Raw genomic sequence first — 14076 nt, 5'->3', positions numbered from 1 at the left:
TCGATCGTCGTCCCGCCGTCGCTGTGTGAGCCGCCAAGCCACCGCTGTTCATGTTGCAGGGCAGTCCTTCGTGCGCGAGGCAAGCGGGTGCTCGAAATCCAGGCACGGCAATGCGACTCCCGATCGTGGCTGGTGCGTTTCTTGAGGCGGTGTGGCTGATGGATGGCACGGGCAGGCCGTTGAACTTCCATGTTCGCAAGCTGGTTCGGGAGCTGATTCGGCTGCGGCAGGAGGCAGGCCTGATCCAGAAGGATGTGTTCCGCACCACGCGTATGACCCCGTCAAAGATGTCTCGCTTTGAGGTTGGAATCCAGGTACCGAAGTTCTTGGAAACCCAAGCGTTGCTGGACCTTTACGGTGTCCCTGTTTGCGATTGGAAGTACTACCAGGACATTCGTGACCGGGCCGCAGAGAAGCCCTGGTGGGAGGGCAAAGGTCTACAGGACGTCGCGCTCATTAGCGATGAGCATGAAGCCAGAGTCGTCCGAGATGTCCAACTGATGTACTTGCCGGTTCTGCTGCGCACCGAGGCGTACGCCCGGCGCCTGTTGGAAACGACGTCGCCGTCATTGGATGACGAGCGGTTGGCGATGGAACTTGAAGCATGTGTCAGGCGTGGGAAGGTTCTTGACGGTGACGATCCTGTGTATCTGCATGCGCTGATCTATCAGCCTGTCTTGCAGTCTGGTGTGGACGTCGAGCAGCTCCGTCACCTGCGTGATCTGGCTGCGCGACCCAATGTGACGGTTCAGATCATCACGCATCCCACTGACCCGCGTAGCGACATGAAGACCTCGTTCACGCTGGTGTCCTTCCCAGACAAGGAAGACCCGGATGTCGCTTACACGGAGGGTCTGGTTGGCCCAGCTCAGACCGAGGATGCGAAGCAGGTCGGGGCGCTGCGATCGACCTTTGAGAATCTGGTGAAGTTCGCGATGTCGCCGGAGGAGTCGCTGACTCATCTCAACATCCTGCTTGAGCGAGCGCGGGACGAAGCACCATGACCGGCGATGCCTTTTCGTCTGTGCCGTGTTCCAGCTGCGAAATGCCTTTGCAGCGCGGGGTTCTGGATGAGTATCCGAGTGATGGACCACTGCGGCAGCCGACACCGTTGTTGAGGTTGGCGGCGTTGGCGGAGCACGTGGGTGTCGTCTTGGCGGACATCGTGGCGGATGACGCGACTGGGCTTGCCGGAGCTATGGGTGTCGGTTTTGAGGACGATGGGCAGTTGCGTGCGTTGGTAGGCCTTGCCGAGGACTTTGACGACGGCCTACGCACGGATGTGCTCGCGTTCGCTCTGGCGTTGTTCACCGGTGAGCCTCAACGCCTCGTCAAGGCGCCCGGCGGACGGCTTGGCATTGGCCGGAGACGACTGACACCCACTGCGGGAGTAGGGCACTTGGCGTTCCACTTGGCCTACAGCTGCGGCAGGGACACGTCATCGGCGACGTTCGAACTGATCGCGCTTCCGAGCGTCTAGTGACGGGTGTGACGGGTCATCTAGCGACCCGTCACACCCGTCACTGCAATATTAGCCCAGCTCAACGGATACATGTACCCGTCACGGCGGATGGGACAGGTTCTGCCCGTCGTGACGGGTTTCGCCATGTCCTGTGACGGGTCCACCGTCGCGGGCAGCGGCGCGGATGTCGGCGGTGAGGTACCCGCGTACTTGCCGCATAGTCCCGTCAGCGGCGGGGATGCGTTCGCGGCGCGATCCGCATCCCAGGTCAGCCATCTGCCGCCCGAACGTGGTCGGTTCCACTCCCAACGCCTCGATCAACTCTGCCGTCGGCACGAACGTCCGGCTGTCCACATCGTCACCGAGATAGGCCAGCACGGACGCGAGCGGCTCAGCCACATCCCACGCCGCCGCATCGCCGTCTTCGTTCGTGCCGCTTCCGATGGCTTTGACCACGGCCACGTGATCAAGTTCCGGCGTGGTGTCTTGTCCCGCCGCGTGTCCGGTCAACGTTCCGGCTGCTTCGCGTAATGCCCTGCCGCGTTGGCAGATGGTCTGCCAGTCCTGGTTGGACATGTAGTAGGTGCGCAGTGTTGTAGCCAACACGTCGCCGTGGCTGGTTTCGCCATCCGGCCGGAGAATCCCGACGCCTTTGTGTGAGGCGAGCAGGGTTGAGGCGTCGTAGCCTCTGGTGTTCATCTGCTCGCCTAGGATGATGTTCGAGTCTCTCCAGTCCATCACCCGCAACGCGAACCGTGACCCCAGCACTGCCCGCAACCGCGATGGGATGGTGTTCGAGTCAGGGCGTTGAGTCGCAGCGATGACGACAATGCCCGCCGCCGGTCCCTTGCGCACTAGCCATGTGAGCAGGTCGCCGATGTAGTCGCCGAGCTTCGTCTTCTTGCCGTTGACTTCGATGATTGTCTTGTCTTCCAACGGGATATGGGCTTCGTCGATGATGACCGCGGTGACCGGCATGTCCAAACTCGACGTACGACTAATCGCCGGAGTGATCTTCGATTCCGGGCAGATCTCATCGTCCAACTGCTGCATCCGCGCGTACCGCGCTTGCACGTCAACCACGAGCGATTCCAGCCACGCCTTGAACATCAGGACGTGGTCGGTGTCGTCGCCAGGGAAGAACCGGTGCGCGCACTGCTCGCACGCTTTCCAGTCCTTGCCGCCCTTGAAGTCCGCGACGTACAACCGTGCGTGCGGATCGAGGATCAACCCAGCGGCGGCCAACCGCCCCGCCATGGTCTTGCCATGCCTCGGCAGTGCACCGATTAACAGCGAGGTCCACACCAGCGGCAGGTCCACCCGCCGGTCACGTGGGTCACGGCCGAACGGCACCGGACGCCACGCGTCCCAGGACTCCACCCGCAACAACGGCGTCAGCGGCGAATCCTTCGCATACGGATCTGAGTCAGCAACCCACATCGCCACCCGACCGGCGTGGCCGCCCGCACCGCGTACCCGCTCCACAATCAACTGGACCTCGTCCACCGCGAGCGCGGACGCCAAGGCTTCCCGGTGCTTGATCACGTCAGCAGCTTTACGGGTGGCCGGAAGATCCACCGTGATCGCCCACCCACACACCGGTACGCACCTGATACCGCGCGGTGACCTGCTCCGCACGCAAGATCGCCAACAACACCAACGACACCGTGGGATCGAGCAGCCACGCCGCCAGCCACGGCAGCGACCACGCGGACGCTCCGGCGGCGGCGAACTGCTGGACGTTGGTCATGGTGAACGCCAGACCGAGCATGATCCCGGCCCAGCACAGCCGGTCCACTTGCGACCGAACCTGCTCCACACGCAACGCGATCACGTCCGGATGTGTTTGGTACGCGCGGAACTCCGCCGCTTCGGCAGCATCCTGCGCCAACTGCTCGACACGGTTACCGGACCGGCCGGCTGGCCGCCCGAAGGCAGCCAGCCTTTCCGATTCCTTTTGCTGTGCAACATGTTTCGCGTTCATCGTCGGTCACCGCGGCTTCGGCGATGTCCGTCCATGGTGGACACGGTCAACGCTTTGGTCAGGACGTACCCGGCGAACAGATCCGGCACCGCGAGCACCACCAACAGCAGAGTGACGTTGCCCGGATGCGTGATCACCAGCCACTGCACACCAACCATCACTGCTGCGGTGAACGCCACCCGACCGGCCAACGACACCAACCGCGCACCGGTCCGTGCCGCGTCCACAGCTGCCCGCGTACGCTTCGCGCCAACCCGCCACACCATGAACAAGGCCAGCAGAATCCCGACGCCAGCAAGAACCTGTTGAGGGGTAAGGCTAATCGTCATCCCGACTCACCCCCGTCAGGGCGCTCGCCGGAACGCTCACCACGCGCCCGCCACAGTGGATAGAGCGCCCGCCGATCATCTTCCGGCATCGCACCCCAAATCCCCACCGTCTCCGCGCCGTGCAGCCGCAGTTCCCACTCCAGGCACTCGTCCTGCACTGGACACCCCGCGCAATACCGCAAGGCCAACTCACGGTCAGGAGTGTCGAACCCGGTCAACAGATCCGCCGGGTCATCGTCGCCGTAGGCCCACATGCACAGGCCATTCCACCTAACAATGTCGGCAAGGACGCTCGTCGGCACGTTGCGCAACCGATCCAACCGCGCGGCAATCTCCATCAGCCGCTTCTCGTCGTCTGGGTTCACCATTGCGCACCGCCGGTCAACCGATCGATCTCACGGGCTGTCCGGCGTTCCGCCGCCATGCGGGCAACGTCAACGCAACCACCTGACTCAGCGGCCTCGTTGATGAGCTTGTCCAGTGCAGCGGACGGGATGACGTAGCGAGCACGTACCCGAATGGCCGGGAACGCGTCTTCCCTGATCGCCCGGTACAGGGTGGCCGGGTCCACGCGCAGAATCCGCGCGGCTTCTCGGACTGTGTAGAACGCCGGAGGACCGGCGTTAGGCATAGCTGTACTCATTGATGAATTCCTTAAGATTGCGTTCGGCGCAATTTCAGCCGAAAAATCGAGCTTGTATCAGCTCATTGAGGCACGAATGGTCCAATCGCGGGCGCAATTGCTTGGCCTCGCCCACCGAATCGCGGAGTACGACTAATCTCGGCGTTGAGGCGGAGCGCGGAGGAATACGTGACGGAAGATTGGGCGGCGGTCGCGAAGGCCATCAACGAGCGCGTGAACGAGCTCGGGATAAAGCAGCGCGTACTTGCTGAACGCTCCGGCGTCTCGCAGGCCATCATTCGCGAACTTCAGTACAACACCGTCGAACGCCGACGCGGTTCCCGCACGCTCGAAGCCCTCGCGGTTGCCCTCGGCTGGCACCCGCAGCACCTCACTGCGGTGCTCAACCGACGCAAGCCACCTGCACCCGGCGACCCGATCGAATACGTGGATGATCCGGTGGCAAACCGCTTGTCCGCCATAGAAGAGCGGCTCGACGAGATCGCCGAACGACTCGACACGATCAGCAGCAATCTCACGACAGTGATCGACCGTGCAGAGCAGAACCGGCAGCAGTAGGCCCCGCTCCGGCGGAGTCGCCAGCAACCCGCACTGGGTTGCTGACCGGTCATTGCGTGTTGCGTTCATGCCTATAGAGAACGGCATTTCCGCGCGCTTCCACAGTTGGCTGCGGTTAACAAGCTGCCCATTAACTCGAATTAACTTCGCAGGTCAGAGCAGTTATTCGGCCGGGGGGAGAGATGGTGGGGACGAGACTTCAGGCGGTGAGAAAGCAGCTCGGCTACTCGGCTGACGAAGTGATCCGGATGCTTCTGCGTCGCGCTGATGCACTCGCAGTTCCGGTCATGTCAGCGACGAGTTTGAAGACAAAGGTGTCTCGCTGGGAAAACGGTCACGAAGCTGTCAGCGCGCAATATCAGCGCTTGTTCCGCGACATCTACGGCCGGACCAACGAAGAGGTCGGCTTCCTGCCGGAGCAGGACGATAGCGACGCTGACGAGCTCGTCGCCCGCATCACCGTCGCGCGCAGAATCGACGCCGACATGGTGGAGCGGTTCCGTCAGCAGGTCGAGAACGCCCGGCATGTCGACCGGCGGTTCGGCGGGGTCGTCCTGCTCGACCAACTCCGTAGCACCATCAAGCAGTTGGAGGGACTGCTGACGTTCAGCACGGCGCAGGGCCATCGTGAAGCACTCGCCGGGATCCTCACGGAAGCGTCCGCCTTGGCTGGTTGGGAAGCACTGGATCGGGCCGCGTTCAACCAAGCATGGGATCACCACGAGCGTGCCAAGGCTGCCGCGCACCAAGCTGAGTCGCCCGTGTTGCTCGCGCACGCCACGGCGCAACAAGCGTTCATCCTCATCGATCTCGGCGAGATACGCGGCGCGGTGGACCTCCTGGAATCCGCTCGATCTGTCGCCGAACACACGGCGCCGTCGCTGTTGCGCGCGTGGCTCGCAGCCGCACACGGCGAGGGGCTTGCAGCCGCCGGTCGGCGGGATGACGCGCTACGAGCCTTCGACACGGCCAACGCACTCGTACCGACCGATCCCGTAGACCCTGCTTGCCGTACCTGTTTCTCGCCGAAGCTCACCTAGCCCGATGGCGCGGCTATGCCCTTGCACGACTCGGCGAACCGGACGCGATCGACCAACTCGATCACGCGCTGCTCCGCCTGCCCGCCGAGTTCATTCGCGGCAAAACCGGACTGCTCGTGGACCTCGCTTTTGCCTACGCCGCTGCCGGGGACCGAGATGCTGCTCTTGCCCACGCGCGCGAGGCAAAGCGGCTTGCCGCCCAGATCAAGTCCGACCGACAGCGACGGCGACTCAGCGGCCTAGTCTTGCCCGGCAGCGCCGGGATTGCGTGACGCCACGTAGTACAGCAACGGAACGATTGCTCCCGCCCCCAGAAGCTGTTGCTGTACAGCCAGTTCCGGTATCCGGCTCAGCGGAACCCACTCCAGGCGGCCAACTTCCTCTGTGTCCGTTGGCTCGCCTATCTTCTCGGCGTTGCGCCATAGGTACACGTCTGTCTTGGCCGTCACTTGGCCCGGCAACGGCTCGAAGCCAATGAGGTGCTCCGGCTCGCCGACCGGTCGCCACCCGCTCTCTTCCTCAATCTCGCGTGCCGCCGTAACCGCCGGGGCTTCGCCGTCTTCCACCAGACCACCGAGCAACTCATACCCCCACTGCTCGGTGGCGAACCGATACCGCCACAGCAACAGGACCTCATCCTGTTGGTTCACAACCATTCCGATAGCGATCGGTGCCAAGTGGACAACGTGATAGTCCCAACGCTCCCCGTTTGGAGCCTCGACGTCCACGAGCCCCAACCGAACCCATCGATTGTCGTAAACCAGCCGCTCGCCGTATGTCTTCCACGAACCATGTGCCTCAGTCACAGACGCAGCCTACGGTGGAAGGACGATGCCAAGCCCGAAGTCCTCGCCCCAACAATCCACCAGGCAACACCCTACGTTCACAAACTGCGATCGACGCGTGCTATCCGATTTTATCTAAGGAGGAAAGGCATGACGGCCGGAGCGTAGCGCGTGAGAAGATCAAGCGCATCATGAGAAAAATTTTCAGCCGCTTCTTCATGTATGTATGAACCGTGAATATTGTTGCGAAACTTTTGCAGCTGCTTGAATATCTTGACATCCTCGTTCGCCGTCTGCGGACTACAAGCAAGTGCGACCGCTGCAAAGTAGAAGACCATATTCCTGTATGGATCTCGGCTTGGCTCATCATCCATACGACTAACCTGCGTCTTTCGCGCGAAATAGTGCGACACGGGCTATAGATGCACGGAAGTGCCGTCCTGCAAGGGAAACTGTTGTTTGCGATGACAGCAGATCCCAAGCAGAAGGGCACTCCGTAGGTGAAGCGTAGCAAGCGGTCGAGGCGGGTCAAGGTCAGTGCTGATGGGCGTGGTGTGGTGTCGCATGCCGGGGTGGGGATGTTGCGGGAGTTGGCCCAGGACACCGGCCTGGTCGCGGGGGTGAACGAGGCGTTGGTCGACACGTATGCCGGTCCGTGGATGCATGCACCAGGACAGGTGTTCGCCGACATGGCCGTGGCCATCGCCGATGGCGGCGACTGTGTCTCGCACATCGAGGTCTTCGGTGACCAGCATGCGGTGTGCGGGCCGGTGGCCAGCATGCCGACCGCCTGGCGGATGCTGGACCGGATCGACGAAGCGCATCTGCCGGGGATACTCGCCGCGCGGGCGGCGGCCCGAGAACGGGCGTGGGCCGCGGGTGCCGGCCCGGACCTGACCGGGCTGCTGCGGATCGATTTCGACGCCACGGTCACGATTTCCCATGCTGAGGACAAGGAGAACGCGGCCAAAACCTGGAAACGGACGTTTGGTTTTCACCCGTTGTTGGCGTTTCTGGACCGCCCAGAGGTCTCGGGAGGCGAAGCACTGGCGGGCCTGCTGCGGGCGGGTAACGCCGGGTCGAACACGGCAGCAGACCACATCGCGGTGCTGGAGCGGGCGTTGGCGTCGTTACCCGCCCATGCCCGGCCACGTCCGGGTGATCCGGACTCGGTGCGGGTGGTAGCCCGCTCGGACTCCGCCGGTGCCACCCTCGCGTTCGCGCAGGCGTGCCGGGAGCGGGGAGTGTGGTTCTCCTTCGGGTTCCCGGTGGATGCCCGCATCCAGGTCGTGGTCGATCAGATTCCCGACCAGGCATGGGAATCGGCCATCGACCGTGCGGGCGGGATCCGGGATGGTGCCTGGGTCGCCGACATCACCGGAATGCTCGACCTGTCGAGTTGGCCTGCCGGATCGAAGGTCATCGTGCGTGCTGAACGTCCCCATCCCGGCGCCCAGTTGAGGTTCACCGATGTGGACGGGCATCGGATCACCGCGTTCATCACCGACATCCCCGACCGGGTCATCCCCGGTCAGACCGCCGGTCTGGAACTGCACCACCGCCAGCACGCCCGGGTGGAAGACCGCATCCGCCAAGCCAAGGCCACCGGCCTGCGCAACCTGCCCTGTCGTGGGTTCGCGGAGAACACCGCCTGGCTGGAGACGTTACTGGCGGCCACTGATCTGGTGTGTTGGGCGAAAATCCTGGGTTTCACCGGCACACCCGTGCTGGCGCGCGCCGAGATCGCTACGTTCCGGAACTTGGTGCTGCACGTGGGCGCCCGAATCACTCGTGGTGCCCGGCAAGTCCGGATCCGCATCGATGAAACCTGTGCCTATGCCCACGCGATCGCCCAGGGCTGGTTGAAGATCCGCGCCGCCTTCACCTGATCCGCACCCCTGTCCCTACGATCGGCAAGAACCGGAGCGGCCGACACAAGCAGGTCGGCGGGCTAGCCACGCTCACAGTCGGAAACACTCACGGCAAGATCGACAAAACCACAAGCAAGATCAACTAAATACTGCGCGAAAGGCCGAGGCTAGTACTCCAGTCGTAGATCGTGATCTTCATGGTTCCTGGAGCGATTGGTGCTGGTAGTGGGCTTGCTGGGCTCGGTATTGGTGTCGCCTGCGCCAGTGTGAGCAGTGCAGGACGTGCCGGATGTCTGTGGCCGGAGTGAGCACCAGTGCGTTGTAGAGATGGCGGATTTCGTTGAGTGTCAACGGAATCAGCCCGTCCGCAGCGGGTCTGGCGCGGGCGGTGACCGTCACGATCGCGAGGAAGACGTGGGCGAGCAGCACCAGGGTTGTCCAGCGATACCAAGATGTCCACGTGCGGACTTGGTGTTCGTCCAGACCGGTTTGGCCTTTGCCGGTTTGGAAGGACTCCTCGACGGTCCATCGGCGCCCGGCCACCCGCACCAGCGTGGCCAGCGGCACCCTTTCGGGCGCGTAGCAGCGGTAGAAGGCACGTTCGCCGGTGCGGCGGTTGCGCCGGACCAGCAGCCACCGATGCCCGGCGGGCTCGTCATCACCGCTGGTGAGACTGATCCAGGCCCAGTCGTAGAACCGGTGTCCTTTCACGCCTTTGCCCGCGGACAGTCGCTGCCAGGCACGTTTCGGTAGCCGCGCGAGCAGTTCATCGGCCCGATAGGTGCCCGTGGCGGTGCTGACCCGGTGGTCGCAGGCCACCGCGAGCACGTACCCGACCCGCCGTTTCTCCAGATCGCCACGCAGCGTCGGATTGCTGCCGTAGACCTCGTCCGCGGCGACCCACCCGGCGGGCACACCACCGTCGAGGGCACGCAGAATCATGCGCGAGGCCAGCGCGGGCTTGGTCGCGAACCCGGTGTCCTCAGGGACCCCGGCCGCCGCGCACCGATCAGGATCACCGGTCCAGGAGCGCGGCAGGTACAGCTCACGGTCGATCAGTGTGTGCCCGACCTTGGTGGTATAGGTCAGAAACACCCCGACCTGGGCGTTCTCGATCCGCCCGGCGGTACCGGTGTATTGGCGCTGGGTCGCGACCGTGCACGTCCCTTTCTTGACGTCGCCGGTCTCGTCCACGACCAGCATCGCGTCGGTGTCACCGAGATATTCCACCGCGGCATCCCGCACGTCGTCGCGCACCTCATCGGCATCCCACACCGCCCGCGACAGCAGGTGCTGCATCCCGTCCGGCGTCGCGTCCCCGGCGTGCTCGGCGATCGTCCAGCAGTTCTTGCGCGGCAGGTCGGCCAGCAGCCCCTCCACGAACGCTCGTGCTCGCCGGCGCGGTTCCACCCGCTTAAACCGCTTCGCCACCCGAGCCATCAGCCCGTCGAACTTCTCCCGCCAGCCAACGGGATCCACACCCTCAACGGGGTTTACGATGGCGCCCGCGGCCACCACACGATCTTGAGTTGTCCACACAACTGCTCATGATCAACTGGTGGCCGCGTCCGTATTCAGGGACCCTCACCAGCCAAGATCACGAAGTCCGGCTGCCGTACTAGGGGCTGGCCATATAAGTTCGCGAACGGCAATACCTGCTACATCCTCACCTTCATCTACAGAGAATCTCAACTTGTTCGCAATGATATCCGGGTTCTTCGAAACAACCTTCTTCACCAAGACTTCGATCCCAATAAATCCCCACATAAACTTTTTGAATGGATCCGACTCCGCAAGCCCCAGCGACATCCACCGACCTATGGATACAGCAGCCGGATTGTATCGGAAATCGTCGACCGTAAGCTTTTCAAGCTCTCCAAAGGGGAGCGTTTCGGGTGAGTTGATTCTAATGGCCACTGCTCGGCCTGCACGAAAAATGGGGACCGGCTGACTCGGCTTCCCATCGGCAATGATATAGGCCCGAGAATCAAAGATCTGTCTAGCGACGATTTCGCGACCAAATTTCACCAATACGATCAGACTCATCTCATCAAGCAAGTCTCTCGCCTTTGACGTAGCGCCCTCGATTACCTTTTCCGCCTCCAGATACTCGTACCAAGCGTAAGCCTCCCCTTCCGCACCATCCCTCACCGGCAGGTCTACACTAAACTTAACCCCCAGACAAATGTAGGCGGTTTCCTTACTCACCCAGTCCACAGGAGGATCTTTACGCTCAATCTCACAAGACCGATCAATGAAATAACGGAGCACGCTTGAAGATCGACCATGAGCATCGAGAATATCTTCCGGAACATCGCCCATGCTAACAGTTGCAGCAATCGACGGCGAGATAGAAAATTCCCGACCTTGGACAATCGATGTTGACCGAGTGTAATAGTCATGCGTGGTGTAGATACGGAAGTACCAGATCTGCGCTTTCATGGCATCAATTATGCACGGAGCAGTCAACCTGGTTTGCTTAGCTGACGATGTGACGCTTCACCCTTAGAGATCCCCTCGCTTGGGTAGGCGAGCACCGAGGAATTCAGCAGCCTTGCGGTCCGCCGCCGCAACCCACGCCGCGTATACCCGCAATGTAGTGGCTCCACCCCCACCATGCCCTAGTCGCCCTGAACCGCACCGGGATCGATAGAGGCTACCTCGATATCGTCTTGGCTACCGTATCAGATGTTTCTTGGGCGTAGTAGAGGGTCTCGTATTCGGCTGGCGGGATGTTGCCGATCGCGCTGTGCAAACGCCGATGATTGAACCAGTCAACCCACTCAAGAGTGGCGATTTCCAGTTCGTCCACGGTCTTCCATGGTCCCTTCCTTCGGACCAGTTCGGTCTTGTACAGTCCGATCGCTGACTCGGCGAGAGCGTTGTCATAGGAATCGCCGGTTGTGCCGACCGAACACTCAGCACCGGCCTCAACGAGCCGCTCGGTGTAGCGAATTGACGTGTATTGCGTGCCACGGTCGGAGTGGTGCACAAGCGTGTCAAGCCGGTCATTACGTGCCCAGATCGCCATGTCCAGCGCGTCCAACGGCAGATCTGTGGTCATGGACGTCGAGGTGCGCCAGCCGACAATCCGCCGCGAATAGACGTCGATGACGAACGCGGTATACACGGTGCCGGCCCACGTGGCGCAGTAGGTGAAATCCGCGACCCACAACCGGTTCGGCGCGGCTGCGGTGAAGTCGCGTTTGACCAGGTCCGGAGCCCGTCGGGTGCTCGGGTCGGCGACCGTCGTCCGGCGGGTTTTCCCGCGCACCGCACCGGACATCCCCAGCGTGCCCATCAGCCGCTCGACCGTGCACCGGGCGACCGTGATGCCCTCGCGGTTGAGCTGGCTCCAGATCTTCCGGGCGCCGTAGACGCAGTAGTTTTCCTCGTAGACGCGGCGGATCTCGCGTGCCAGCTTCTCGTCGCGGACCGATCGGGCAGACGCTGGCCGGGTGAGCGCGGCATAGTACGTTGACGGAGCGACCTGTAATTCACGACAGATCGGCTCGACTCCGAATTCGTTCTTGTGACCGTCGATGAATTCGACTAGCGTGGCGGTCGCGGGTCGAGCTCCCGCGCGAAGAAAGCAGACGCGGCTTTCAAAATCTCGTTAGAGCGTCGGAGCTCTCGGTTCTCACGCTCCAGCTCGGCGAGTCGCTGCGCATCCGCAGTCGACGTACCCGGCCGACCACCGTCATCAATTTCAGCCTGCTTTACCCACGCCCGAAGCGATTGGTCACCGATCCCCAAACGAGCGGCGACCTCAGGGATCACACCATGCGAGCTACCACGTTCACGACGGATCTCGAACACCAAACGAACCGCACGCTCACGCAACTCGTTCGGGTACTTCTTGGGCGCAGACACGATCTAATTCTCCCATAGGATCAGAGTCTCCATCGATCCCGGGGCGGTTCACCCAGCAACGGTTCGAAGGTCGACACCGGCCGTAAGCAGTTCGGTCGCAGAGAAGTGCCGAAGGGCATGGATATGTGTGTTGATATCTAGAGCAGCAGCCATCTTTTTATATCGACGCGAGATAGCGTCGGGCGAGTAAGGCTCCGCGGCGTTGATTTTGCGAGCACTCATGAAGACGAACATTTCGTCGGTCAACTCGACGTTGACCTTAGCCAGTTCTATGCGGCACCGTTCCTTGTGCGACCGCAACAAAGCCACCGTCTCGGAATCCAGAGCCACTCGCCGCATTTGATGCGTCTTAGTGTCCTTCTCCCTGCCCTTCCCCTTACTCATAACGTAACTCCGCCGGATCTCGACCACTTCGGTATCCAAGTCCACACGGGACCAACGCAGACCAGCGACCTCCGCACGGCGAATGCCGGTCGTCATCACGAGCCAAACAAGCGTGCCCCAGTCTTCGCCCATCTCGAAGGCGCGATCGACCAGGCGCGCAGCGTCTGCTGACGATGGCGGATCTGGCTCAGGCGGTTTTTGCTTGGGTCGCTTAGCGACCTTGGCAGGGTTCGAGGAAATCCAATCCCATCGAACAGCAGCGTTCAGCACGCCGCTGATGATGGAGTGGATTTGGCGGACCGTCGAAGCAGCCATCGGCTTGCACTTATGCGGCTGGCATCCGGCTTTGACACAGTCGTGCTCGTCTTCAGCTTTGTGCTCAATGAACGGACGGCCGTCACAGCGGGTGCGGCAGCGTCGCAGCACCGAATAGAGCGTTTCTAGATCCTTCGTGCTCAGCTTATTGATGGCGGTATCGCCAAGAACCGGACGGATGACGCGATCGATGTAACCCACGTACCCGTCACGTGTGCTGGTCTCGATGTCGGCGGTACGCAGCCACTCATCGATGGCGTAGCCGAGGCTGACAGAGGACGTCGGGGCACGAAGCTTGTCGATCTCAGCGGAGAGGCGTGTCAAGGCGCGCTGAGCGCGCTTGTAGGCGGCGGAATCGGTGCCCTGGATGGTTTCTCGGAGGTATGAACGGCGGCGAGTGACCGGGTCTAGGCCCGCGTAGACGACGACGCGGAGGGTGTCGCCGCGTTCCTCGATCCGACCTCGGCGCCGCCCTTCGGGGCGCGAAGCGCTCATGGGCCCGAGGGTACTCGCACCCTGGGCCGCACCCAATGATCAACATCGTTGATCTTCTGAAGTTGTTTTTGCTGGTAGATCTGGTGGGCCTAACGTGGCACAATCCGAACTCTTTGGTCCTCGTCGAGGGCCCGGAGATCGAGATCAGGCCAGTAGCCATCCGACGCCTCCCGTCAGCAATTGCGCAGGTCAACCGCCGAGGCGGTGACGCCTGATGGCCACTGCCACGCTCACCCGGCAAGCGTCCTCGACCGGCAACCAGGCGGCCGTGGTTCGAGCCGTCACGGTCATCGTGGGAACGGTCGTGGGGCTGACCTTCCTGTTCGGCTTCGGGTGC

The 14076-nt window shown here is 62.2% G+C and carries 15 protein-coding genes, 2 pseudogenes and 1 other annotated feature; of the genes and pseudogenes, 5 read left to right on the top strand and 12 right to left on the bottom strand.

Annotated elements, in window-relative coordinates; genetic code table 11:
• Positions 1 to 110: 110 nt before the first annotated feature.
• Positions 111 to 1004 (top strand): helix-turn-helix domain-containing protein, encoded by an 894-nt coding sequence (locus LWC34_RS54800; protein ID WP_233734597.1) that lies wholly within the window; start codon positions 111 to 113, stop codon positions 1002 to 1004.
• Between the two features lie 125 nt (positions 1005 to 1129).
• Complete coding sequence (locus LWC34_RS54795; RefSeq protein ID WP_233734595.1) at positions 1130 to 1480, top strand: hypothetical protein; 351 nt, start codon at positions 1130 to 1132, stop codon at positions 1478 to 1480.
• A gap of 81 nt (positions 1481 to 1561) precedes the next feature.
• Here the strand turns inward: LWC34_RS54795 and LWC34_RS54790 are convergent.
• From LWC34_RS54790 to LWC34_RS54770, 5 genes and pseudogenes are all read right to left on the bottom strand, one after another.
• A pseudogene (locus LWC34_RS54790) lies at positions 1562 to 3055 on the bottom strand (cell division protein FtsK); the annotation flags it as partial.
• Positions 3051 to 3446: pseudogene (locus LWC34_RS54785) on the bottom strand (hypothetical protein); the annotation flags it as partial. The pseudogenes LWC34_RS54790 and LWC34_RS54785, both read right to left, overlap by 5 nt.
• Positions 3443 to 3775: a hypothetical protein gene (locus LWC34_RS54780; RefSeq protein ID WP_233734593.1), complete on the bottom strand. Its 333-nt coding sequence runs from the start codon at positions 3773 to 3775 to the stop codon at positions 3443 to 3445. The pseudogene LWC34_RS54785 and the gene LWC34_RS54780, both read right to left, overlap by 4 nt.
• Entirely contained in the window at positions 3772 to 4140 is a 369-nt protein-coding gene (locus tag LWC34_RS54775; RefSeq protein ID WP_308200313.1) for a WhiB family transcriptional regulator, read from the bottom strand. Before LWC34_RS54775 ends, LWC34_RS54780 begins: the two co-directional genes overlap by 4 nt.
• Positions 4137 to 4418, bottom strand: coding sequence for a helix-turn-helix domain-containing protein (locus LWC34_RS54770; protein WP_233734591.1), 282 nt, complete (start codon positions 4416 to 4418; stop codon positions 4137 to 4139). Before LWC34_RS54770 ends, LWC34_RS54775 begins: the two co-directional genes overlap by 4 nt.
• A gap of 168 nt (positions 4419 to 4586) precedes the next feature.
• Between LWC34_RS54770 and LWC34_RS54765 the strand changes: the two genes are divergently transcribed.
• A complete protein-coding gene (locus LWC34_RS54765; RefSeq protein ID WP_233734589.1) occupies positions 4587 to 4976 on the top strand; it encodes a helix-turn-helix domain-containing protein in 390 nt (129 codons plus the stop codon).
• A gap of 206 nt (positions 4977 to 5182) precedes the next feature.
• Complete coding sequence (locus LWC34_RS54760; protein ID WP_308200312.1) at positions 5183 to 6016, top strand: NsdA family TPR-like regulatory protein; 834 nt, start codon at positions 5183 to 5185, stop codon at positions 6014 to 6016.
• Here the strand turns inward: LWC34_RS54760 and LWC34_RS58590 are convergent.
• The 3 genes from LWC34_RS58590 to LWC34_RS54750 all read right to left on the bottom strand — a co-directional run bounded on the left by LWC34_RS58590 (position 6013) and on the right by LWC34_RS54750 (position 7175).
• A complete protein-coding gene (locus LWC34_RS58590) occupies positions 6013 to 6189 on the bottom strand; it encodes a hypothetical protein (protein ID WP_308200311.1) in 177 nt (58 codons plus the stop codon). The two genes, LWC34_RS54760 and LWC34_RS58590, sit on opposite strands and share 4 nt — an antisense overlap.
• A gap of 66 nt (positions 6190 to 6255) precedes the next feature.
• Entirely contained in the window at positions 6256 to 6822 is a 567-nt protein-coding gene (locus tag LWC34_RS54755) for an NUDIX hydrolase (RefSeq protein ID WP_233734587.1), read from the bottom strand.
• 110 nt (positions 6823 to 6932) lie between these two features.
• Entirely contained in the window at positions 6933 to 7175 is a 243-nt protein-coding gene (locus LWC34_RS54750; protein ID WP_233734584.1) for a hypothetical protein, read from the bottom strand.
• Positions 7176 to 7301: 126 nt separating this feature from the next.
• Here LWC34_RS54750 and LWC34_RS54745 point away from each other — a divergent pair, with 126 nt between their 5' ends.
• Positions 7302 to 8690 carry an IS1380 family transposase gene (locus LWC34_RS54745; protein ID WP_233724823.1) on the top strand — a complete coding sequence of 463 codons (1389 nt, stop codon included), beginning with the start codon at positions 7302 to 7304 and terminating at the stop codon, positions 8688 to 8690.
• A gap of 177 nt (positions 8691 to 8867) precedes the next feature.
• Here LWC34_RS54745 and LWC34_RS54740 read toward each other — a convergent pair whose 3' ends face one another.
• The 4 genes from LWC34_RS54740 to LWC34_RS54725 form a co-directional block, all read right to left on the bottom strand.
• Positions 8868 to 10112, bottom strand: a complete 1245-nt coding sequence (locus LWC34_RS54740) for an IS701 family transposase (protein ID WP_233726375.1) — start codon at positions 10110 to 10112, stop codon at positions 8868 to 8870.
• A gap of 144 nt (positions 10113 to 10256) precedes the next feature.
• Positions 10257 to 11114, bottom strand: coding sequence for a hypothetical protein (locus LWC34_RS54735; protein WP_233734582.1), 858 nt, complete (start codon positions 11112 to 11114; stop codon positions 10257 to 10259).
• 214 nt (positions 11115 to 11328) lie between these two features.
• Positions 11329 to 12545, bottom strand: a protein-coding gene (locus tag LWC34_RS54730; protein WP_233722954.1) for an IS3 family transposase whose coding sequence is annotated in 2 segments (ribosomal slippage) — positions 11329 to 12266 and positions 12266 to 12545 — 1218 coding nt in all. Because the reading frame shifts where the segments join, the coding sequence is not laid out codon by codon here.
• Positions 12154 to 12267: a sequence feature (AL1L pseudoknot), on the bottom strand. It overlaps the preceding gene by 114 nt.
• Positions 12546 to 12593: 48 nt before the next feature.
• A complete protein-coding gene (locus LWC34_RS54725; protein WP_233734580.1) occupies positions 12594 to 13739 on the bottom strand; it encodes a site-specific integrase in 1146 nt (381 codons plus the stop codon).
• Positions 13740 to 14076: the final 337 nt, after the last annotated feature.

Origin of the sequence: Kibdelosporangium philippinense (assembly GCF_021390435.2) — a bacterium.
In the GTDB taxonomy this organism is placed as follows: Bacteria; Actinomycetota; Actinomycetes; order Mycobacteriales; family Pseudonocardiaceae; genus Kibdelosporangium; species Kibdelosporangium philippinense.
The sequence above is the reverse complement of the archived record's forward strand: the minus strand, read 5'-3'. Positions and strand labels throughout refer to the sequence as shown.

Bases quoted from the DNA above. Each gene is read 5' to 3' on its own strand.
- LWC34_RS54800 (WP_233734597.1), top strand. From the start codon at position 111: ATGCGACTCCCGATCGTGGCTGGTGCGTTTCTTGAGGCGGTGTGGCTG.
- LWC34_RS54780 (WP_233734593.1), bottom strand. From the start codon at position 3,775: ATGACGATTAGCCTTACCCCTCAACAGGTTCTTGCTGGCGTCGGGATT.
- LWC34_RS54770 (WP_233734591.1), bottom strand. From the start codon at position 4,418: ATGAGTACAGCTATGCCTAACGCCGGTCCTCCGGCGTTCTACACAGTC.
- LWC34_RS54750 (WP_233734584.1), bottom strand. From the start codon at position 7,175: ATGGATGATGAGCCAAGCCGAGATCCATACAGGAATATGGTCTTCTAC.
- LWC34_RS54740 (WP_233726375.1), bottom strand. From the start codon at position 10,112: ATGGCTCGGGTGGCGAAGCGGTTTAAGCGGGTGGAACCGCGCCGGCGA.
- LWC34_RS54735 (WP_233734582.1), bottom strand. From the start codon at position 11,114: ATGAAAGCGCAGATCTGGTACTTCCGTATCTACACCACGCATGACTAT.
- LWC34_RS54725 (WP_233734580.1), bottom strand. From the start codon at position 13,739: ATGAGCGCTTCGCGCCCCGAAGGGCGGCGCCGAGGTCGGATCGAGGAA.